The sequence below is a fragment of the Nonomuraea wenchangensis genome, from assembly GCF_900111685.1.
GTDB classification, from domain to species: domain Bacteria; phylum Actinomycetota; class Actinomycetes; order Streptosporangiales; family Streptosporangiaceae; genus Nonomuraea; species Nonomuraea wenchangensis.
This window is the reverse complement of record NZ_FOHX01000003.1, coordinates 336,251-357,308: the sequence shown is the minus strand read 5'-3', so window position 1 is coordinate 357,308 and position 21,058 is coordinate 336,251. Positions and strand designations below refer to the sequence as shown.

Annotated in this window: 19 protein-coding genes and 1 other RNA gene; 11 read left to right on the top strand and 9 right to left on the bottom strand. The window is 71.4% G+C overall.

Annotated elements, in window-relative coordinates:
* Positions 1-25: 25 nt before the first annotated feature.
* Entirely contained in the window at positions 26-1,045 is a 1,020-nt protein-coding gene (locus tag BMW85_RS10255; RefSeq protein WP_091079811.1) for a DUF8094 domain-containing protein, read from the bottom strand.
* Positions 1,046-1,092: 47 nt separating this feature from the next.
* Between BMW85_RS10255 and prfB the strand changes: the two genes are divergently transcribed.
* Positions 1,093-2,211, top strand: a complete 1,119-nt coding sequence (gene prfB, locus BMW85_RS10250; protein WP_091079808.1) for a peptide chain release factor 2 — start codon at positions 1,093-1,095, stop codon at positions 2,209-2,211.
* 109 nt (positions 2,212-2,320) lie between these two features.
* Here prfB and BMW85_RS10245 read toward each other — a convergent pair whose 3' ends face one another.
* Positions 2,321-2,512, bottom strand: a complete 192-nt coding sequence (locus BMW85_RS10245) for a hypothetical protein (protein WP_091079806.1) — start codon at positions 2,510-2,512, stop codon at positions 2,321-2,323.
* Positions 2,513-2,714: 202 nt separating this feature from the next.
* Here BMW85_RS10245 and ftsE point away from each other — a divergent pair, with 202 nt between their 5' ends.
* From ftsE to ssrA, 5 genes are all read left to right on the top strand, one after another.
* Positions 2,715-3,404: a cell division ATP-binding protein FtsE gene (gene ftsE, locus BMW85_RS10240; RefSeq protein ID WP_091079803.1), complete on the top strand. Its 690-nt coding sequence runs from the start codon at positions 2,715-2,717 to the stop codon at positions 3,402-3,404.
* 20 nt (positions 3,405-3,424) lie between these two features.
* Positions 3,425-4,333, top strand: a complete 909-nt coding sequence (ftsX, locus tag BMW85_RS10235; protein WP_091079801.1) for a permease-like cell division protein FtsX — start codon at positions 3,425-3,427, stop codon at positions 4,331-4,333.
* A 23-nt stretch (positions 4,334-4,356) separates the two neighbouring features.
* Complete coding sequence (gene smpB / locus BMW85_RS10230) at positions 4,357-4,824, top strand: SsrA-binding protein SmpB (protein ID WP_091079798.1); 468 nt, start codon at positions 4,357-4,359, stop codon at positions 4,822-4,824.
* 20 nt (positions 4,825-4,844) lie between these two features.
* On the top strand, positions 4,845-6,698 hold the full coding sequence (locus tag BMW85_RS10225; protein ID WP_091079796.1) for a penicillin-binding transpeptidase domain-containing protein: 1,854 nt from the start codon (positions 4,845-4,847) through the stop codon (positions 6,696-6,698).
* Positions 6,699-7,011: 313 nt separating this feature from the next.
* Positions 7,012-7,395, top strand: a transfer-messenger RNA (tmRNA) gene (gene ssrA / locus BMW85_RS10220).
* Positions 7,396-7,444: 49 nt separating this feature from the next.
* Here ssrA and BMW85_RS10215 read toward each other — a convergent pair.
* From BMW85_RS10215 to BMW85_RS10200, 4 genes are all read right to left on the bottom strand, one after another.
* Positions 7,445-8,629 carry a serine hydrolase domain-containing protein gene (locus tag BMW85_RS10215; RefSeq protein ID WP_091079794.1) on the bottom strand — a complete coding sequence of 395 codons (1,185 nt, stop codon included), beginning with the start codon at positions 8,627-8,629 and terminating at the stop codon, positions 7,445-7,447.
* 45 nt (positions 8,630-8,674) lie between these two features.
* Positions 8,675-9,052, bottom strand: a complete 378-nt coding sequence (locus BMW85_RS10210; RefSeq protein ID WP_091079791.1) for a hypothetical protein — start codon at positions 9,050-9,052, stop codon at positions 8,675-8,677.
* Positions 9,053-9,338: 286 nt separating this feature from the next.
* Positions 9,339-10,091 (bottom strand): trypsin-like serine protease, encoded by a 753-nt coding sequence (locus BMW85_RS10205; protein WP_177240590.1) that lies wholly within the window; start codon positions 10,089-10,091, stop codon positions 9,339-9,341.
* A gap of 90 nt (positions 10,092-10,181) precedes the next feature.
* The gene (locus BMW85_RS10200) at positions 10,182-10,613 is read right to left on the bottom strand and encodes a hypothetical protein (RefSeq protein WP_091079786.1); all 432 of its coding nucleotides are present in this window, start codon (positions 10,611-10,613) and stop codon (positions 10,182-10,184) included.
* A 100-nt stretch (positions 10,614-10,713) separates the two neighbouring features.
* Here BMW85_RS10200 and BMW85_RS10195 point away from each other — a divergent pair, with 100 nt between their 5' ends.
* The 3 genes from BMW85_RS10195 to BMW85_RS10185 all read left to right on the top strand — a co-directional run bounded on the left by BMW85_RS10195 (position 10,714) and on the right by BMW85_RS10185 (position 13,015).
* The gene (locus tag BMW85_RS10195) at positions 10,714-11,682 is read left to right on the top strand and encodes a GlxA family transcriptional regulator (protein WP_177240589.1); all 969 of its coding nucleotides are present in this window, start codon (positions 10,714-10,716) and stop codon (positions 11,680-11,682) included.
* A gap of 189 nt (positions 11,683-11,871) precedes the next feature.
* Positions 11,872-12,474, top strand: coding sequence for a hypothetical protein (locus BMW85_RS10190; RefSeq protein ID WP_091080671.1), 603 nt, complete (start codon positions 11,872-11,874; stop codon positions 12,472-12,474).
* Positions 12,458-13,015, top strand: a complete 558-nt coding sequence (locus tag BMW85_RS10185; RefSeq protein ID WP_177240588.1) for an OmpA family protein — start codon at positions 12,458-12,460, stop codon at positions 13,013-13,015. Before BMW85_RS10190 ends, BMW85_RS10185 begins: the two co-directional genes overlap by 17 nt.
* Positions 13,016-13,019: 4 nt before the next feature.
* Here the strand turns inward: BMW85_RS10185 and BMW85_RS10180 are convergent, their stop codons facing one another.
* A complete protein-coding gene (locus tag BMW85_RS10180) occupies positions 13,020-14,138 on the bottom strand; it encodes a S1C family serine protease (RefSeq protein ID WP_245774712.1) in 1,119 nt (372 codons plus the stop codon).
* Positions 14,139-14,183: 45 nt separating this feature from the next.
* On the bottom strand, positions 14,184-15,614 hold the full coding sequence (locus tag BMW85_RS10175; protein ID WP_091079777.1) for an AMP-binding protein: 1,431 nt from the start codon (positions 15,612-15,614) through the stop codon (positions 14,184-14,186).
* Between the two features lie 80 nt (positions 15,615-15,694).
* Here BMW85_RS10175 and BMW85_RS49440 point away from each other — a divergent pair, with 80 nt between their 5' ends.
* Both BMW85_RS49440 and BMW85_RS10165 read left to right on the top strand, forming a co-directional pair.
* A complete protein-coding gene (locus tag BMW85_RS49440) occupies positions 15,695-16,906 on the top strand; it encodes a hypothetical protein (RefSeq protein ID WP_177240587.1) in 1,212 nt (403 codons plus the stop codon).
* Positions 16,907-16,984: 78 nt separating this feature from the next.
* Positions 16,985-19,162, top strand: coding sequence for an acyl-CoA dehydrogenase family protein (locus BMW85_RS10165; protein ID WP_091079772.1), 2,178 nt, complete (start codon positions 16,985-16,987; stop codon positions 19,160-19,162).
* Positions 19,163-19,190: 28 nt separating this feature from the next.
* On the opposite strand, the gene BMW85_RS10160 is transcribed toward BMW85_RS10165, so the two are convergent.
* Positions 19,191-21,038 carry a hypothetical protein gene (locus tag BMW85_RS10160; RefSeq protein WP_091079769.1) on the bottom strand — a complete coding sequence of 616 codons (1,848 nt, stop codon included), beginning with the start codon at positions 21,036-21,038 and terminating at the stop codon, positions 19,191-19,193.
* Positions 21,039-21,058 lie beyond the last annotated feature (20 nt).

The following is a 21,058-nucleotide window of genomic DNA, read 5'->3' as shown; positions in this document are numbered from 1 at the left end:
GCGCGGCGGCGCCGCGCCCGGGGGCTCACGTGCCGGTGGCGCGCGTGAGGCCCCCGTCGTGGGCGATCACGGCCGCCGCCCCCGCCTTGGTGATGGGCGGGACGGCGGTGGCGAACTGGTGCGTCTCGACCAGCCGCAGCGTACGCCGCAGCACCGTCGAGTTGATCGCCCAGCGGGCCGCGTCGGGCACCGGGATGTAGTCGTCCTCGGCCGTCTTGGTGGTCGTGGTCGTCGTGCGCGACAGCGAGTATTGGATCAGCGCCCCGCCGTCGGCCGTGCGCAGCGCGTAGACGGGGAAGCTGTCGGCGCTGAAGATGGAGTCGTAGCTGAAGCCGTCGGCCTTCGCCTTCTCCCGCAGCGAGGCGATCTGCTCGGCCACCTCGGTGGTGTAGGGGCCGGCCGCCACGAGCCCCGCCGTCACGCCCGACGAGCCGGTCTCGGCCACGCTGGCGTGCACCGGCTGCATGTACTGAGGGCTGATGGTGACGCTCTTGTCGTCGGGCGGCAGCGCCGTCGCGTAGCCCTCGGCGTCCTCGGCGATCTCCGGCAGTTTCTGGCCCGGCAGGAGCTCGGCCACCGAGCTCAGCCGCCACCGGTCGGACCTCGCGAAGGTCAGCAGCGTCGGCCGGCCGTCGCGGGTCGCGAGGGCGGTGAACCAGGGCGCCTGCTCGGCGGGGCCGAACTTCGGCACGAAGAGCGCGGGCGTGCCCCATCGGTAGCGGGGCGGCGCGTAGTCGGTGGACAGGTAGGCGGCGAGGCTCAGCGGGGTCTGCCCGCCGGTCGTGAGGTCCACCGCCATGCGCAGCCGGCCGTCGAGGTCGCTCTTGACGCGCAGCGTGTCGTCGGTGGCGGTGATCTCGGTGAACACCTCGGCCGCCTCGGCCTTGGTGATCGCGACCAGGCTCGGCGAGGGCGTGGGCGTGGCCGGCACGGCCGCGGCGGACCTGGTGGGAGGGGGCGGCGCGGCATCACCCGAGCAGGCGGTCGCCCCGGCCAGGACGCCGGCGGCGAGCGCCAGGAGCCACCGCCGCCCGTATGCACGCACCTCGCCATGTTATTCGGGCCCGCGACGGTCGCGTACCCTTGGGAGACGTGGCAGGCATCGATCCGGCAGAAGAGATCAACGAGCTCGCGGGCACGCTCCGCAGCATCCAGGACGTGCTCGACCTCGACGCGATGCGCAAGCAGATCGAGGAGCTGGAGCAGCAGGTCGCCGCGCCCGACCTCTGGGACGACCCCGAGCAGGCCCAAAAGGTCACGAGCCGGCTCTCCCATCTCCAGGGCGAGCTCAACCGTGTCGAGGGCGTGTCCCGCCGGCTCGACGACCTGGGCGTCCTCTACGAGCTCGCGGCCGAGGAGGGCGACGCCGACACGCGCGCCGAGGCCGACAAGGAGCTGGAGTCCCTGAGGTCCGACATCGGGGCGCTGGAGGTCCGCACCCTGCTGTCGGGCGAATATGACGCCCGCGAGGCCCTGGTCAGCATCAACGCGCAGGCCGGCGGCGTCGACGCGGCCGACTGGGCCGAGATGCTGCTGCGCATGTACCTCCGGTGGGCCGAGCGCAAGGGCTACTCCACCGAGGTCTACGACACCTCCTACGCCGAGGAGGCCGGCATCAAGTCGGCCACCTTCACGATCAAGGCCCCCTACGCCTACGGCACGCTGCGCGGCGAGCATGGCACCCACCGCCTGGTCCGCATCAGCCCGTTCGACAACCAGGGGCGGCGGCAGACCTCGTTCGCCGGGGTCGACATCGTCCCCGTCGTGGAGCAGACCGACCACATCGACATCAACGAGGACGAGATCCGCGTCGACGTCTACCGCTCCAGCGGCCCCGGCGGCCAGGGCGTCAACACCACCGACTCCGCGGTGCGCATCACCCACCTGCCGACCAACATCGTCGTCTCCTGCCAGAACGAGCGCTCGCAGCTGCAAAACCGCGCGACCGCCATGGCGGTCCTGCAGGCCAAGCTGCTGGAGCGCAAGCGGCAGGAGGAGGCCGAGAAGATGTCGGAGCTGCGCGGGGCCACGACCACGTCGTGGGGCACGCAGATCCGCAACTACGTGCTGCACCCCTACCAGATCGTCAAGGACCTGCGCACGGGCACCGAGGCGGGCAACCCGACGGCGGTGCTCGACGGCGACCTCGACGAGTTCATCGAGTCGGAGATCCGGTGGATGCGGCGGCAGGAGACGGGCGCGGCGGGGTGACGCCCGGCCGCCCGGGATGAGCGGGCGGGCTTAGCGCCCGTCGTCAGCGCCGTCCTGGGGCGGCCCGTCCTGAGCGCCGGTCCTGAGCGGCCCGTTGTGAGCGGTTCGCTTACCGGAAGGCCAGGTGCTCGGCCGCGAGCGTCGCGAAGAGCAGGACGACCAGCAGCAGGGCGATCAGGGCGGGCGAGAGCCCGGCGAAGCCGTGCTGGTGCAGCCGCTCGCGATTGGCGCGGCAGAGCGGGCAGCGGCCCTCGATGACGGGGTGGGCGCACTGCGCGCATACGAGGTGTTCGCAACTCATGTCAGCCCCAAGTCTAGCCGCACAATCGTTTTGTTTCCGTTATGGACGTTCCATGCCAGTCTTCCCCCTAGACTGTCGTCTGGCCAATCGGAACGTCGATCATTGGTAAAGCGACGGCCGCCGAGTGGCCGGTGGCGGGAAGTGGGCATGTGCCACCCTCGCTTCCGTCCTGACCCCTAGACTGGCATGCCGTGATGCTCTCGTGATCCATTTCGATAATGTCACCAAGGTCTACGCCAACCAGAACCGGCCCGCCCTCGACCACGTGTCCGTAGACGTGGACAAGGGCGAGTTCGTGTTCCTCGTCGGCCCTTCGGGGTCAGGCAAGTCCACGTTCCTGCGTCTGATCCTCAAGGAGGAGCGGCCCAACTCCGGGGCGATCCACGTCGCCGGCAAGGATCTGGCCCGCCTCTCCAACTTCAAGGTGCCGCACCTGCGCCGCCGCATCGGCTGCGTCTTCCAGGACTTCCGGCTGCTGCCGAACAAGAACGTCTACGAGAACGTGGCGTTCGCGCTCGAGGTCATCGGCAAGCCCCGGCGGTTCATCCGCAAGGTCGTGCCCGAGGTCATCGAGCTGGTCGGCCTGGAGGGCAAGGCCCACCGCATGCCCGACGAGCTGTCCGGCGGCGAGCAGCAGCGCGTCGCCATGGCCCGCGCGTTCGTCAACAGGCCGATGATCCTGCTGGCCGACGAGCCCACGGGCAACATCGACCCCGCGACGAGCATCGGCATCATGAAGGTGCTCGACCGCATCAACAGGACTGGCACCACGGTCGTCATGGCCACGCACGACGCGGCCATCGTCGACTCCATGCGCAAGCGTGTCGTGGAGCTGGAGGACGGCAAGATCGTCCGTGACCAGTCGCGTGGCGTTTACGGCCAGGCGTACTGACAGGGAGCTGTAGACAGAACATGCGGGCGAACTTCATCTTCTCCGAGGTCTGGATCGGCCTCCGCCGCAACCTGACCATGACGATCGCGGTGGTCATCACCGTGGCGGTCGGAATGGCGATGCTGGGCGTCGGCCTGATGATCAACGCCCAGGTCGGTCTGATCCGCGGTTATTGGGACGACAAAGTCGAGGTCTCGGTCTTCCTGTGCACCAAGGGCTCGGCGGTCCAGGCCTGCAACGGCAAGGCGATCACGCAGGCCCAGACCACCAAGCTCCAGGAGCACCTCAAGGGCACCCCTGGCGTCAAGGAGGTCTTCTACGAGGACCAGGCGGCCGCCTACGAGAACTTCAAGCAGGCCTTCGCCTCCAACAAGCCCCTGCTGAGCGCCACCAAGGTCGAGGACATGCCGACCTCGTTCCGGATCAAGGTGGCCGACCCCAGCAACTACCAGTCGGTCATCCAGGCGATCCAGGGCCAGCCCGGCGTCTCCCAGGTGACCGACCAGAAGCAGCTCGTCGGGCCGTTCTTCCAGATGCTCGACAAGCTCGCCTACTACGCGCTGGCGGTCGCGATCATCCTGGTGCTGGCGGCGGCGCTGCTCATCGGCAACACCGTCCGGCTGTCGGCGTTCAACCGGCGGCGGGAGACCGGCATCATGCGGCTGGTCGGCGCCTCCAACCTCTACATCCAGCTCCCCTTCATCATGGAGGGCGTGATCGCGGGCCTCATCGGCGGCGTCTTCGCGGCGGTCATGCTGATCGTCACGAAGGTCCTGCTGTTCGAGGGGCTCGGCGCCTTCGTCGGCGGCCCGCAGGCGCAGCTCGGCTGGGACACGGTGGCGCAGACGATCACCTTCACCATGATCATCGGCGTGGTGATCTGTGTGCTCGCGTCGTTCGTCACCCTCCGCCGATACCTCAGAGTGTGACGGAACGCCGGTAAAGTCGAAACATGCCACGTGAGACCGGGCGGAAGGTCATCGCCCAGAACAAACGCGCTCGGCACGATTACCACATCGAGGACACCTTCGAGGCGGGGCTCGTGCTGCAGGGCACCGAGGTCAAGTCGCTCCGCGAGGGCCGCGCCTCGCTCGTCGACGGCTACGCCAGCATCGACGGTGACGAAGCGTGGCTGCTCAACGTGCACATCCCCGAATACGCGCAGGGGACGTGGACCAACCACGCCGCCCGCCGCAAGCGCAAGCTGCTGCTGCACCGCAAGGAGATCGACAAGCTCGCCGTCAAGACCAAGGAGGGCGGGCTGACGATCATTCCGCTGTCGCTGTACTTCAAGGACGGCCGGGCCAAGGTCGAGATCGGCCTGGCCCGCGGCAAGAAGGACTGGGACAAGCGGCAGACGCTGGCGGAGCAGCAGGCCAAGCGGGAGATGGCCCGCGCCCTGCGCTACCGCCACCGATGAGAGGCGCGACACCGCCAGCGATGAGACGCGCCCGCCGCACCCTTTCCGCGACCGTCACCCTGGCGATCGCCTGCACCACGCTGACCGGCTGCTTCGAGGAGCCGTCACCGCACGACGCGGTGCGCGACTTCCTCGTGGGCTGGCAGAGCGAGGACTACGACCTGGCCGCCGGCCGCACGGACGGCGACCAGGCGACGGTACGCAAGGCCCTGTCGGACGCCAAGCTGGAGCTCGACGCGGCCTCGTTCCGATTCAAGATCAAGAGCGTCACCGTGGACGGCGAGGAGTCCAAGGCCGACTTCCGCGCCGAGGTCGACCTGGGCGAGAACAACCCGCTCTGGGAGTACGACGGCGTGCTGCCGCTGCACCTGGTGGACGGCTCGTGGAAGGTGCGCTGGTCGCCGTCCGTGCTGCACCCCCAGCTCAAGGAGGGCCAGCGCTTCGCGGTCGACATCGGGCCCAACCCGCGCCAGCCGGTCGTCGACCGCACCGGCGACCCCCTGCAGACCGACACCGTGCTCTACGTCGCCGGCGTCTACCCCGCCCAGCTCGGCGACCGGGCCGAGGATGTCGTCGTCAAGCTGTCGGAGATCACCAACTACGCCCAGGACCGGCTGCTGAGCCGCATCAGGTCGTCCCCGCCTGACAAGTTCGTGCCCCTGGTGACCTTCGGCCGCGCGCGCTACCAGGCGCTGCAGAGCAAGCTCAACGCCATCCCCGGCATCAAGATCGATCCGCAGGACCAGCCGGTCAACCCCGACGCGCCCCGGCAGATCGTCGGCAGCGTCAGCGCGCTGACCCCGGAGACCGAGCAGAAGCTCGGCGGCCCGCAGCGGGCCGGCGACTCCGTCGGCAAGAGCGGCCTGCAGCAGGCATACCAGGACTACCTGACCGGCTCCACCGAGACCAAGGTCATCACGCTCGACCTCAAGACCGGCAAGGAGGTCGCCAAGCTCAAGGAGTGGCTGGGCCGGCAGAACGTCTCGGTCAAGACCACCCTCGACCGGAGCGTGCAGGCCGCCGCCGAGCAGGCCGTGGCCGACTCCGCCACCAGCTCCCTCGTCGTGGTGGACAAGAACTCCGGCGAGATCCGCGCGGTCGCCACCAAGGGCATGCACCAGGAGAAGGACGCGCTGGCCGGCAAGTTCCCCGCCGGCACGGCGTTCTCGATCGTGGCGGCCGACGCGCTGCTCAAGGCCGGGGTGAGCCCCAAGCAGCGGCTGAGCTGCCCGGCCGAGCGCACGGTCGGCGGGGCCAGGTTCGTGCACGCCGGGCAGCTCGGCGCCAACACGTCGGGCACCTTCCAGGAGAACTTCGCGAAGGGCTGCGTCACCGCGCTCGCCTCGCTGGCCCGCCGGGTCAAGGCCGACGACCTGCGCAAGAGCGCGGAGGCGTTCGGGGTGGGGCAGCCGTGGCGGCTGCCGCTGAGGTCGTTCAACGGCTCGTTCCCTTCGCTGGCCGGCGACGCCGACAAGGCCAAGGCGATCGCGGGCCAGAGCGTCCAGGTCAGCCCGCTCGGCATGGCGCTGGTCGGGGCCGCGGTGGCGTCCGGCACCTGGCACCCGCCCGTGCTCGTCACCGAGCCCGGCTCGCCCGACCCCTCCACCGAGAAGGCGCCGCTCGTCCAGCCCGACCCCGTGCAGCTTGACGCGAAGGTACGCACGGCGCTGACCACGATGATGCGGGCCGGCGCGCTCAGCACGCCGGCGCTGGCGCAGCAGGCCAAGGTCTACGGCGTGACGGCCACGGCGGGCAACCAGCTGACCTGGTTCGTCGGCTGGCAGGGCGATCTGGCGATCGCGGTGCTGTCGAAGAACTACAACGCCTCGGCCGTCGCGGGGAGCTTCTTCTCGGCCCTCCGCACCTCTCCGTGAAAAGGTCGTGACGGCGAGCAACCATCGGATGCCTTCCGGGCGTCTTCCTTAGTGACTGGGCCCGCTCGGGGGGTTGCGGTCCCAGTCGCCGTGATGAGATCAGGGCTTCATCTCGGGGGAAGCCCTGCCGTCCGGACCGGCTCGACCCTGCCGGTCGGCCCCCGGGAGCGCGTGCTTGTGCGCCGCGCTCCCGGGGGTTTCGGCATCTCCGGGGTGGTCGCGCCACGGGGAATTAAGTTGGCGCCGGGGGCGTTCTCCCGTGTAGATTCAAGTTGCTCACCTCGCTCGCGCGGGGCGTGTTGACAACTGCACAGGGGGTGACTGGCTTCGACTTCGACTTTGCAAGCCAGGTGAAGCGGGCCGAGGACTGCGGACATAACCTCGTTAATCCTGTGACCGCAAACAACAAGTGCCAACTCTAAGCGCACTGTGGTCGGCCAGGACTCCCTGGCCCTCGCTGCCTAAGTAGCGAAACCACTGTCAGCCCGGGAGTGCCTTCGGCCCGGGATCTGGCATCGTCAGAAGGCTCAACCGATCAACCCGGCCACGGGGGCGATCGGGAAATCTAACAGTGGCTGAGCCCGTCGGCGACTCGCCTGCGTGATCGCCGGGGCTGAGAAAAACACAGCAGGCTGCGCCCGGAGAAGCCCTGACTTGGGGTTGAAGGACGCGGGTTCGATTCCCGCCACCTCCACTCATCTGTATCCGCGACGGCGGTGTCCCATGGGCACCGCCGTTTTCGCGTTTCACGGCCGGATCTCCGCGAGGGACGCGCGTACGGCGGCCACCAGGCTCGCCGCTCGCGGGTCCGGCGGGCTGTCCTGGATGCGGTTCATGACGTAGGCGAAGGCGAGGCCGCTCGCCGGGTCGGCGTAGCCGATCGAGCCGCCGTGGCCGGAGAAGCCGAACGCGGTGGGGGAGTGCCAGAAGGCGTCCGGCGTCGGCAGGCCGAAGCCGGTGGCGATCCGCACCGGGACGCGCAGGATCCGGTCCACGCCGCCGGCCTGCTCCTTCGTGGCGGCCGTCAGCGTGGCGGGGGTCAGGACGCGGTGGCCGTCGACCTTGCCGATGAGGGCCGCGTAGAGGCGGGCGAGGGCGCGGGCGGTGCAGACGTCGTTCGTGGCGGGCATCTCGGCGTGCAGCTCCTCCGGGTCGTCGTGGTTCAGCGGGGGCGAGAAGAGGGTCACGGCGCGCGTGGTCAGCGAGGTGGGGTCGGCGAAGGCGGCCATGACCTCGCGCATCGGCTCCGGGATCGCGTCGAGGTCGACGGCGGCCAGGGCGTCGAAGTCGATCGGCGTGGTGACGAGCCGGCTCACCCGGTGCGCCTGCGACCTCGGCAGGCCGATCCACAGGTCCAGGCCGAGCGGCGCGGCGATCTCCTCGGCCAGGAACGTGCCGAGGCTGCGCCCGCTCACCCGGCGGACGACCTCGCCGACCAGCCAGCCGTAGGTGTGCGCGTGGTAGCCGTGGGCGGTGCCCGGCTCCCAGTACGGCCGCTGCGCGGCAAGCGCCTCCACCACGGGCGTGCCGGCGATCGCGTCGGCCCTGGTGAGCGGGCGGTCCACGGCGGGCAGCCCCGCCTGGTGGGTGAGCAGCCACCGCACCGGGACGCGGTCCTTGCCGTGCGCGGCGAACTCGGGCCAGTAGCGGGCCACGGGCGCGTCCAGGTCCAGCTCGCCGCGCTGGGCCAGCAGGAGGGCGCAGGCCGCCGTCACCGCCTTGGTCGTGGAGAAGACGACCTGGAGGGTGTCGCGTTCCCAGGGCCGGCCGGTCGCCGGGTCGGCGAGGCCGCCCCACAGGTCGACGACCGGGCGGCCGTGCAGGTAGACGGCGACCGCCGCCCCCGCCTCGTGGCCGCCGGCCAGGTTGGCGGCGAACGCCTCACGTACGGGCTCGAACCCCGGCGCGGTGTCTCCGCTGATCTCGGGCATGCGTCATCGCCTTCCGTCGCTTCACGTGATGGGACGAAGGAGGCGCTAGCGGCGCCACTTCCCGACCAGCCAGGCGCACAGCTCCTGCTCGGTCATCTCGGGAAACTCCGCGGCGAACGTGGCGAGCGCGCGGACCGCCTCGTCACGGGTGAGACCGCGGGCCGCCGCCTCCTTGAGGTATTCCTGGCGGGCCAGCGTCGGCCGGCCCCCGCCGGAGCCTCGGCCGGGCAGCCCGTCGCGCCAGCGCACGATGTCGGCGACCCGCTCGGGACGCCAGCCCGGGGCGCCGTCGACCTCCACGTCCGGCTCGGGGAAGGGATGGTCGGACCCGGACGGGTAGCGGGTGCGCCACTTGTGCACCGCGTGCCTGGTCACCCCCAGTGCCTCGGCGATGCCGACGACGCCCAGGTAGGGGATGGGCATGGGTGCACCTGCTTGTCGGTCCGGGCCTCCTTCGTGGATCTCCAGTAGTACCACTACCGGTGCCCCGCCTCCGACGGCCGGGCGCCGAAAACATGGTCTCCTATCGAGACGATGTTTTCAAGGCATGCCGGAGATGATGCCCGGGCCCGAAGGCGACGCCGGTGGACGCCTCGACGAAGGCGGGCGCATGTGGTCGGCGAAGTGGAAGTGGTGCACGCGGGCCCTGATGTGGCCGTCCAGGAAGCCCCAGGCGCCGTCGCGGGTCGGGTCCTCGGCCGCCCCGGGGTCAGCGGGGGAGGGTGACGTACTTGCCGAGGAAGGTGCGGGCCGACTGGCTGTCGAGGCGGTAGTCGTAGTTGGTGCCCTTGCAGGCGTCGTCGGCGCCGCTGATGGAGGTGGCCACCAGCAGGTGCGAGTCGGGGCCGCCGAGGAAGTTGGGGCCGCCGGAGTCGCCGAAGCAGGTGCTGCCGTCGCTCTTGACGGACATCGACAGGTTCAGCCAGCGCTTCGACATCCCCTTGTAGGAGATGGTCGCCTGGTTGCGGGTGTCGGTGTAGTGGTAGACCTCCTCGCGCGCCTTCTTGGCCGGCGCGAGGGAGCCGTACCCGACCGGGGTGAACTGGGTCAGCTTGCCCTCGGCCTTGAGGCGGTCGAGCAGGCCGGGGGCGGGGAGCTGGGCCGGGCGGATGCCGGTGACGGGCTGGTCGAAGACGACCACCGCCATGTCATGCAGGTCCGATTTGTCATTGAACCGAGGGTCCGGGATGAACCGGCCGCTGTGGAGTGCGCTGCCGGGCTTGTACTGGGAGGAGAACGTCACCTTGGCGGTCTTCTGTCCCTTCTCGCCGCAGTGGGCGGCGGTGAGGAAGACCGTCGGGGAGACGAGGGTGCCGGTGCAGTACGTCCAGGTGCCGTCGGCGTGCGGCCGGTCGGCGACCATGGCGCCGACCTCGGGGTGGGCGTCACCGTCGGCCGAGCCGTTCGTGATGGCGGCCGCCGGCAGGGCAGTGGCCCCTGTCAGCAAAGTGGCAGCAATCATGACAAAAGGGACATAACGCATCCACAAAGGGTAGGCGACAAGGTGCCCAAAGTGGTAACGGCGTCATCACCGGCCGCCGCGGCGGGCTTGTCAGTGCGCGCAGCCCGCGTACTCGTCGAGGCGGCGCAGCATCGCGGCCAGCATGAGCGGGAACATGGCCACGTGCGCGAGCGTCATCATCGTGCCCGCGTCGATCCAGCCGAGCCACATCATCGGGAAGAGCGGCACGACCGGGACGAACATCGCCGCGCACATCTCCAGCGTCGAGGCCCAGCCGTGCCGGCGGAAGCGCATCCACGCGGCCATGCCGATCGACATGTTCAGCGCCATCACCAGGTAGCCCAGCTCCGGCTGCGCGTCGTGGGAGACGCCGAGGCCGAGCACGTCGAGCAGCGCGCCGAGGGCGAACATCCCGGCGAACATCGCGATGATCATCTCAAGGTAGTGGAGGAAGAATCTGCCCCAACGGCGGCCGGTCGCGCCACCTGTGCCCGTGCCTGCGTTCGTGTTCGTCGTGGTCATGGGTCCGACTGTCCCCGGGCGGGCGGGCGCGGGCCAAGGCGGGCGGCCGGACAAGTCCGGAAACTTGGGGTCCTGGTCCTTTAACCCTAGAGTCGTGGGCATGGACGTCCGGCGGGTGGTCGTGGTGGCGTACGAGGCGGCCTCCCTGCTCGACCTCGCCTGCGTCACCTCCACGCTGGAGGAGGCCAACTGGCACGGCGCGGCGCCCTGCTACGAGGTACGCGTCGCCGCGCCGGGCGGCAGCTCGGTCACCTGCGGCACCGGGCTCACCGTCCAGGCCCAGCTCCCGCTGGAGCGCGTCACCGGGCCGCTCGACACCCTTGTCGTGTGCGGCGGCATCGGCTTCGAGGACGCGGCGGCGAGCCCGGCCGTCGTGGGCCACGTACGCCGGCTGTCCAGGGAGAGCCGGCGGGTCGCGTCCGTGTGCACGGGGGCGTTCGTGCTGGCCGCGGCCGGGCTGCTCGACGGGCGGCGGGCCACCACGCACTGGCGGCTCGCCGGCGAGCTGGCCGCCCGCCACCCCGAGGTCGCCGTCGACCCCGGCCCGATCTTCCTGCGGGACGGCGACGTGGCCACCTCCGCGGGCGTCACGGCCGCCCTCGACCTCACCCTCGCCCTCGTCGAGGAGGACAACGGCCCCGAACTGTCCCGCACCGTGGCCCGCCACCTCGTCACCTACCTGCAGCGGCCCGGCAACCAGGCGCAGATGAGCATGTTCGTCGCCGCGCCCTCGCCCGCGGACACCCTGGTCAAGCGGACCGTCGAGCACATCGGCGGCCACCTCGCCGACGACCTGTCCACCGCCGCGCTCGCCGGCGCCGCCGGGGTCAGCGAGCGGCACCTCACCCGGCTGTTCCTGCGCCACCTGGGCAGGACGCCCGGCCGGTACGTCCGCCAGGCCCGCGCCGAGGCCGCCGCCCACCTGCTGACCTCCACGTCGCTGCCGATGTCCTCGATCGCGGCGCGCTGCGGGTTCGGGACGGCCGAGACGCTGCGGCAGGCGTTCCTCGACCGGTACGGGATCTCGCCCTCCCGCTACCGCCTGACGCAGCGCTCGGCCCTCGGCTGAACCGGCTGCCTCTCGCGGGTGGTGCTGGTGATGCGGTTGAGCGGTTGTGCGCGCTATGGGAGAGTTTGACGGTCTTGGCGAGAGCGGCCGGGAGGCCCGTACGGGTGCGGCCGAGGCCGCGCGGCTCGCCGGAACGCCGCGTCCCCAGGGTCAGGGCCACATCCCCGAACGATGAAGGTGATCACGACGATGCGAAAGACGATCGTGCTGGCCATGGCGGCGGTCGCGCTCGCGGGCTGCGGCGTGCTGCCGGGCGTCCCGCAGGGCAGCGGCAGCGGCGGCGAGGAGCGGCAGTCGCGGCCCGTCTCGGAGAGCACGACCGCGTCCGCCCCGGACCCCACCCAGGAGCCCGCGCAGGAGAGCGCTCCTCCGCAGCAGAGCGCGGTGATCGCAACCAAGGAGACCAAGGTCGGCACCGGCGACATGCACGGCGAGGCCCGCGTCGATCTCACCGGCCTCAAGCGGCAGGGCAGGACCGCCACCCTGACCTGGGTCATCACCGCGCTGGACGGCAAGGTCAACGTGCACAACGGCCTCAGCACCGGCACGCTGGACTACACGGTCTCGGGCGTCGCCCTCATCGACCCGGTCAACGCCAAGCGTTACCGCGTCGCCCGCAACGGCACCGGCGCGGACGCCGCCTGCGTGTGCTCCCGCACCCAGGGCCAGTTCCTGGAGAAGGACGAGGCGTCCACGCTGTACGCGGTCTTCGCCGCCCCGCCGGCCGACGTGAGCACGATCAATGTCGAGATGCCGGGGATCGGGGTGTTCACCGATGTTCCGATCTCTTAGCGCGGCCCTGGTCCTCGCCCTGTCGTCCCCGACGCCGGCCCCCACCCCGGTGCCCGAGGTGCCGGCCGACGCCGCCGGCGTCGTCGAGGACCTGGTGCTGCCGGTCGAGGACATCATCGGCGAGGTCGAGTCCATGGACGGCACCGAGAGCGAGACCAAGCAGGGACGCCAGGTGACCCTCGCGGTGACCAGCGACGTGCTGTTCGCGCTGGACAAGTGGCGGCTCACCGCCAAGGCTAGGCAGCGGCTGGAGCGGGTGGCCGCCAAGGTCAATGAGGAGAGCGCGGGCGGCGTCGTCAGGATCGAGGGTCACACCGACGACCAGGGCACGGACGCCTACAACCTGGCGCTGTCGCGCCGCCGCGCGCAGGCCGTCCAGCAGGCCGTACGGGGCCTGATCACCGTCCAGGGCGTCACCCTCCAGGCCACCGGGTACGGCGAGAGCCGCCCCAAACTGCCCAACATCGTGGAGGGCAAGCCGATCGCGGGCAACCGGGCGAAGAACCGGCGGGTCGAGATCGTCTTCACCTCGAAGCGGTAGCGGGTCAGTCCCCGGGAAGCTGCCCCAGGGTCACCGTCACGGTCGCCCGGGAGCCGTCCTCGCGGATGAGTCCCACCTTGACCTCGGTGCCCGGCTGCAGGGTGGCGATGGTCTCGGTCAGGGTGGCGATGGTGGGCGTCTCCTGGTCGTTGACCGAGACGATCACGTCGCCGGCCTCGATGCCGGCCTTGGCCGCGCCGCCGCCCGGCTCCACGCGGGCCACGCCGACGCCGGCGGGCTGGCCGTTCGCGCCGAGCACCGTGCCGCCGCGGATGCCGAGCGCGGCCCGGCGGCTGTTGGTGACCTTGCCGTGCTTGATGATCTGGTTGGCGATGTCGACGGCGGTGTTGCCGGGGATGGCGAAGCCGATGCCGGGGGCCGCTCCGCCGCCGAGCTCGGGGTTGGTGGCCGCGAGCGTCGGGATGCCGATCACCTGGCCGGACAGGTTGACCAGCGCGCCGCCGCTGTTGCCGGGGTTGATGGCGGCCGAGGTCTGGATGGAGTTGGCGATCGTGGCGCCGGGGGAGCCGGCCTCCTGCGGCTCGGAGATGGTACGCCCGACCGCCGAGACGATGCCGTCGGTGACGCTGCCCGACAGGCCGAGCGGGTTGCCCATGGCGAGCACGATCTGCCCGACCCGGACCTTCGAGGAGTCCGCGAACGTGGCCGGCCGCAGCCCGTCGGGGTTGTCCACCTTGATCACGGCCAGGTCGCCGGTGGCGAAGGAGCGCACCAGCCGCGCCTTCCGGTCCGGGCCGCCCGTGGCGAAGGCGACGCTCATCTCGGTGGCCTCGCCGACCACGTGCGCGTTGGTGATGATGTGGCCGGCGTGGTCGAAGACGATGCCGGAGCCGAGGCCGACCTTGGTGTTGATCTGCACGATGGACGGCAGGACGTTCGCGATGACCTGCTCGTAGGCGGCCTCCAGGCCCTGGGCGGGTCCGCCGCCCGCCGGGCCCGGGGTGCCCGCGCCCTCCTGCGGTGACGTGGCCCCCGGTGAGGTCGCGCCCGGTGACGTCGCGGTGGGCGCGGCGGCCGGGGGCCGCGTGCCGGTGGCGGGAAGCGTTCCGCAGCCCGCGAGCAGCACGGCGGCGGCGGCGAACGCCGCCGCGGTCCTCCTCATGGGCGTTTCCCTCGTGGGCTGCCTCATGGCAGATGTGTGCCCGAATCAGTGCGAAAGATACTCCTCCCGGACATTTCGCCTGCTGAGCTTGCCAGTGGGGGTACGCGGCAGCGACTCGCGGTACTCGATCACCCGCGGATGCTTCAGCCGGGCCAGCCGGGGCGCGCAGTGCCGCAGCAGCTCGGCGGTCAGCTCCTCGCCGCCCGTCACCCCGGGCGCCGGCTGGACCAGCGCCACGACCTTGTGGCCCCACTCCGGGTCGGGGACGCCGATCACGGCCACGTCCGCGACCGCCGGATGCTCCAGCAGCGCCGCCTCGATCTCGGCGGGATAGATGTTCACGCCGCCCGAGATGATCAGATCGGTACGGCGGTCGAGCAGGAACAGGTAGCCGTCCTCGTCCAGGTAGCCGATGTCGCCGGGGGTGTAGTCGCGCCCGCGCATGGCGGCGGCCGTCTTGTCCGGGTCGCCGTGGTACTCGAAGCGGTTGATGCCGCCGATGTAGACCAGGCCGGGCCGGCCGGGCGGCTGCTCCTCGCCGTCCTCGCCGACGATCGTGAAGCGCATGCCGTCCAGCGCCCTGCCGACCGTGCCCGGCCGCTCCAGCCACTCCTGGGACGACACCATCGTGGCCACGGCCGCCTCGGTGGAGCCGTAGTACTCCCACAGCACCGGGCCGAGCCAGTCGATCATCGCCTGCTTGATGGCGGGCGGGCAGAAGGCGGCCCCGTGGTAGAGGTGGGTGAGGGACGACAGGTCGTACGACTCCCGGTCCGGCACGGCCAGCAGCCGGTGGAACATCGTGGGCACCATGAACGCGTTCGTCACCCGGTGCCGCTCGACGAGCCGCAGCGTCTCGGCCGCGTCGAACCGCTCGGGCGCCACGATCGCGTGCCCGAACTGCAGCGCCATCATCGCCTGCCCGTACGGCGCCGAGTGGTAGAGCTGCGAGCACACCAGGTGCACCCCGCCCGTCGGCAGCCCGAAGTGCCGCCAGCTCTTGCGCATGAGGATCGGGTGCAGCTCCTCGGGTGTCAGCTCTAGCAGCCGCCGCCGTACGCCCTTGGGGCGGCCGGTGGTGCCCGAGGTGTAGAGCATCATGGAGCCGGCCCAGCGCTCGGCGGGGGCGGTGTCGGGCTGCCCCGCGGCCAGCTCGGCGACCGAGAGCGCGTCGGGGGAGACCACCACCTTGGCGCCGCAGTCGGCGATGACGTAGTCGATCTCCTCGGCGGTGAAGTGCCAGTTGACGGGCACCAGGTAGGCGCCGATCTGGTACGTCGCCAGCATCATGGTGAGCGCGTCCTGGCCGTTCTTCAGCACGGTCACCACGCAGTCGCCCCGGCGGACTCCGCGCGAGGCGAGGCCGTTCGACGTCTGGTTCACCCGGGACAGTAAGGCTCCGTAGGTGAGGCCCTCGTCGCCGAGGAGGGCGGGGCGATCCGGGTCTTCCGCGGCGATCTCGTAGAAACCCCTCATGTAGCCAGACCTTACAGAATTAGATTCTGCTGGGGCTATAGAGGAAATAACCCGCTCTGCGGTGACGTAACCTCATGGCCATGGCGGACGTCGGAGACCAGATACCCTCCTCGAACTCACCCACCACTCCGTTCCGCAAGGTCGTCCTGCCGCCGGCCGAGGAGACGGCGCAGGTCCAGCGACCCCCGGCCGCCCCACCCCGCCCCCAGCCGCCCTCCGGCCCCCAGCCCCAACCGCCATCCGGCCCGCAGGCCCGGCCCCAGCCGCAGTCCGGCCCGCAGCAGCGGGCCGCGCAGCCCATGCCGCCGCAGTCGATGCCGCGGCAGCCCATGCCCCCGCAGACGACGCCGCCACAGACGACGCCGCCGCAGACCAAATCTCCGCAGCCGGCGCAGGCGGCGCCCGGGCAGGCGATGCGGCAGCAGGGGGTGCCGCCGTTCCCGGGCGGCCGGCCTGAGGAGCTGCGGGTGGGAGGCGGGCCGACGGCGCCGACGCTGCCGCCCGTGCCCCCGGTGCCGCCCCGGCGCGGCCTCGGCGACATCCCGATCAAGGTCGTCTACCTGATCGGCGCGATCGTCGCCACGGTCGCCGCCGTCCTGCTGGTCTTCGTGGTCTTCTCCGGCGACGTCCCGGCCAACCAGCAGCCCTCCGGGGACGAGGACGTCGTCCGCGTCGCCCCGCTGCCGTCCGCCTCCGCCACGCCCAGCGCGTCGGCCTCCGCCTCGGCGACCCCGTCGGCGAGCGCGGTCGTGCTGCCCCCGGTCCCGGCGAACAGGGCGTTGAAGGCGTTCCCCGGCACCCCGGCGGTGGTCATCGGTACGATCTCCGACAAGACGGTCGGCATCTCCTATCCGCGGCTCGCCGCGCCGTGGCAGGCCAGGTCCTATCCGCCATACTCGATCGCGCAGCGCATCGGCAAGGTGGAGATGCCGTACACCCTGATCGCCTCGGCGATGTACCCGGGCGAGTCCCCGGCGAAGAAGCCCAGCTCGGACGCCGACTACCGGGAGATCGCCACCGACGCCGTCCGCTGGGCGATGCGCAGCCAGTACCCGAAGGGCGCGGCGGTCGAGTGGACCGCCTCCCAGAAGGTCCCGGTGGGCAAGGGCTGGACGCTCGGCTACAAGGTCACCTACACCGAGGGTGGCGAGCAGCAGGTCGCCCAGGCCCTGGTGACGGTGGTCGAGGTGGGCAAGACGAAGCCGGCCATGCTCCTGGCCTCGATCCCTGAGACGAACAAGGCCCGCTGGCCGGACCTGAGCACGATCGCCCGGCAGGTTCGTCCGCTGTAAGGCGTTGGTCAGAAGCATCCTCTAGAATATGGTTCCGGTATTGCACCGGCACCACCTGGACCTGCTGGAGGATGAGCGATGGCGATCGGATTGAGCGAGGAGCACGAGGCGCTCCACGAGTCGGTGAGCGGCTGGGCCAAGCGGAACATCACCAGCGACCTCCTGCGCGCCGGCGCCGAGGGACGCCCGCCGTTCTGGTCCGGCCTGGCCGAGCAGGGCCTGCTCGGCCTCCACCTGCCCGAGGAGAGCGGCGGCTCCGGCTACGGCCTGCTGGAGGCCGCCGTGGCCGTCGAGGCGCTGGCCGAGCGCATGGCGCCGGGACCGTACGTGCCGACCGTGCTGGCGAGCGCGGTCATCCACGCGAGCAAGCGCCACGAGCTGCTGGAGCGGCTCGCCGACGGCACCCTCACCGGCGCCGTCGCCCTGACCGGCGCGCTCACCGGCAGCAGCGCCGAGGACGGCTCGCTGACCGTCTCCGGCGCGGTCGAGCCGGTGCTCGCCGGCGCGCTCGCCGACGTGCTCGTGCTGCCGGTGTCCACGCCCGACGGCGAGCGGTGGATCGCGCTGGACGCCGCCGCCGCGACCGTCACCGAGCAGAAGTCGCTCGACCTGACCCGCGCGGTGGCCAAGGTCGAGGTGGCCGAGACCGTCGTGCCCGCCGACCGGGTGCTGGAGGGCGTCGAGAGCGCCGAGGTACGCCACCTCGCGGCCATCCTGCTCGGCGCGGAGGCCGCCGGCCTCGCCTCCTGGTGCGTCACCGCCGCCGCCGACTACGCCAAGGTCCGCGTGCAGTTCGGCCGCCCGATCGGCCAGTTCCAGGGCATCAAGCACAAGCTGTCGCGCATGCTGGTCGCGCTGGAGCAGGCCCGCGCCACCGTCTGGGACGCCACCCGCGCCGACGGCAAGGAGCTCGCCTACGCCGCCGCCGTGGCCGGCGTCATGGCCCCCGACGCCGCCGTGCAGTGCGCGAAGGACGCCATCCAGACCTTCGGCGGCATCGGCTACACCTTCGAGCACGACGCGCACCTCTACTACCGCCGCGCGCTCACCCTGCGCGCCCTGCTCGGCTCGTCCGCCGACTGGGCCGCCGAGGTCACCGCGCTGGCGCTCCAGGGTGTCAGCCGCGAGATGGAGCTCGACCTGCCCGAGGACGCCGAGGCGCTGCGCGAGTCGATCCGCGCCGAGATCGCGGAGATCGCCCGGCTCGAGGGCAAGGAGCAGAAGCGGGCGCTCGCCGAGCGCGGCTTCGTCATGCCCCACCTGCCCCGCCCCTGGGGCCGCGACGCCAAGCCGCTGGAGCAGGTGCTCATCGCGCAGGAGCTCAAGGCCGCCAAGGTACGCCTGCCCGCCCTCATCATCGGCGCCTGGGTCGTGCCGTCCATCGCCGTGTACGGCACCCAGGAGCAGCAGGAGCGTTTCCTGCCGAAGACGCTCAGCGGCGAGATGATCTGGTGCCAGCTCTTCTCCGAGCCCGGCGCCGGCTCCGACCTCGCCTCGCTGCAGATGAAGGCCGAGAAGGTCGAGGGCGGCTGGAAGCTCAACGGCCAGAAGATCTGGACGTCGGTCGCCCACGTCGCCGAATGGGGCATCTGCATCGCCCGCAACTCCAGCGAGGGCTCCAAGCACGAGGGCATCACGTACTTCCTGGTCGACATGAAGGGCCCCGGCGTCACCGTGCGCCCGCTGACCGAGATGACCGGCGAGAACCTGTTCAACGAGGTCTTCCTCGACGACGTGTTCGTCCCGGACGACCTGGTCGTGGGCGAGGTCGGCGAGGGCTGGAAGGTGGCGCGCAACACGCTGTCCAACGAGCGGGTGTCGCTGTCGTCCGGCTCGGGCGGCACCGGCTCGTCGGTGCCCGACCTGCTCGGCCTGGCCGGCCGGCTCGGTCGCGAGCTGACGCCGGTCGAGGCGCAGCGGGTGGCCGAGGTCGTCTGCGAGGGCCACTCGATCAACGCGCTGTCGCTGCGGGTCACGCTCAAGCAGCTCGCCGGCAACGAGCCGGGCGCGGACGCCTCCGTGCGCAAGCTGCTGTCCACCTCGCACGCCCAGCACGTCTCGGAGACCGCCGTCGAGCTGCTCGGCGCCGCCGCGACCGCCGCGGCGGACATGAAGCTGGGCGACGCGGGCTACTGGAACCGGGCCGTCCTCGCCACCCGCGCCATGACGATCTACGGCGGCACCACCGAGGTGCAGCTCAACATCATCGGTGAGCGCATGCTCGGCCTGCCCAGGGACCCCGAGCCGGGCAAGTGACGGCCCGGCAAGTGATGGCCGGGCGCGGCTAGCGCTCGACCGGCTGCGGCGGGACGGCGGCGGCCGTCTCGTCCGCGGCCGGCACGCCGACCCTGATCTCGCCCACGCACGTGGTGCCGCCGCCGACCGTGCGGAGGGCGAGCTCGGGGGCGCCGCCGTCGAGCGTGGCGTACGTGATGCCCAGGTTCGCGCCGGCGGGCACCGAGGTCCTGGCGAGGCCCATCCGCACCTCCAGGGTGGTGGCCTCGCCGTTCAGGTAGGAGATCTGGACGACCTGCTCGCCGCCCGCCGGCGGGTCAGGGATCGGGAAGCGCACCTCCGTCGCGCCGACCGGCCGGCACGCGGCTCCTGCGGGGATCGTCGTGCCCGTGAGGCGCAGCGGGCGCAGTCGTCCCCGGGCGTCGAACATCCGGGGGACGGTCGTCGGCCCGGCGAGCCGGCGCGTCCACGTGACGTGGTGGCGGGCGGCCGGGTCGACGACCTTCGAGTGGCGGGCGTAGTCGTAGAAGAACAGCGGGAACGCCACCTTCTCCGGCACGTACGTGTCCAGCACGACCGTGCCCGCGGGCACCAGCGCCAGCGCCGCCTCGGCGGTCTCCACGTAGCTCTTGACGTTGCGGCCGAGCGGCCGGTCGGCGTAGGCGGCGACGGACCAGACCGAGCTCACCGCCACCACGGCGGCGAGCGGCGCCCAGGCCAGGCGCAGCGGGCCTGCCGGCCGCAGCCACGGCCGTTGCTCGCCCGCCACGGGGATGAACGCCAGCCCGATGACGATCGCCACGACCACGGCGGTCGAGGAGAGGTAGCGCAGCTCGTACCCGCTCAGGTCGGGACCGAGCAGCTCGATCCGGCCGAGCATGATCGGCGCGACGTCCGCCAGCAGGAAGTAGCCGAGCAGGCTCGCCCACGCCAGCCAGGCCCGCCGCCGCAGGCGCACCGACACGGCCACGGCGGCGACGGCCACGGCGAGGCTCGCCCACATCAGTGGGGCGGGGGTGGCGGCCAGCGCGTAGTCCTCGCCGATCGGCTGCCAGCGCCAGGGCCCGCCGAGCGAGGTGGGGATGAGCGAGCCGGTCAGCAGCGTCCAGACCGACTTCGCGGCCACCTCGGCGCTCGGCAGCGAGATGGGCGAGGTCTGCCGGGTGAGCTGCACGGTCGTGAGGAGCTGGTGCAGGAAGAGCACCGCGTACGGCACCAGCACGGCCAGGTAGAGCGCCCACACCCGGAGCAGCCGCCGCGCGCCGTGCCATCCGCCGAGCCAGCCGACGGTCAGCACGAAGGCGAGGATCGGGATGAACGGCGCCTTGACGAAGAACACCATCCCTGACGCCGTCCAGGCCGCCGCCGCGACCGCGTGCCGCAGGCGCCCGGTGCGCACGCAGAGCACGTGCGAGGCGAGCGCCATCGGCAGCGCGATCTGGAACGGCAGCGTCTCGGCCACCACCGCCCACCACGACAGCCCGGAGATCGTCATCGGGGTGACGAGGGCGAACCCGAGCGGCACCAGGATCGCCGGACGCGGCCCGAACAGCACCCGGAGCAGCCGCAGCAGCGCCAGCCCGGCCGCCGCCTGGAGGCCGAGCGTGAGCACGTGCGCGAGCACGTCGTTGTGGCCGCCGAGCCGCCCGAGCGCCCAGTGGATCGCGAACGCGCCCGGCATCAGGTGGCCGTAGTCCACCCGCATGAGGTAGTCCCAGGTGAACCCGTTCTCCAGGCCCCGCGCGAGGAACATGAAGTCGTCCTGGCGGAAGTACGTCCGGTTGACCAGTCCGGCCTTCCACACCAGTTGCACGGCCACCATGACCAGCCCGGCGGCGAGCACGGCGTCGCCACCGCGCAGCCACGGGCGCCCCCCGGCGGTCGCCACGCTCTCCATCACCCCGTCCTCTCGGGCGC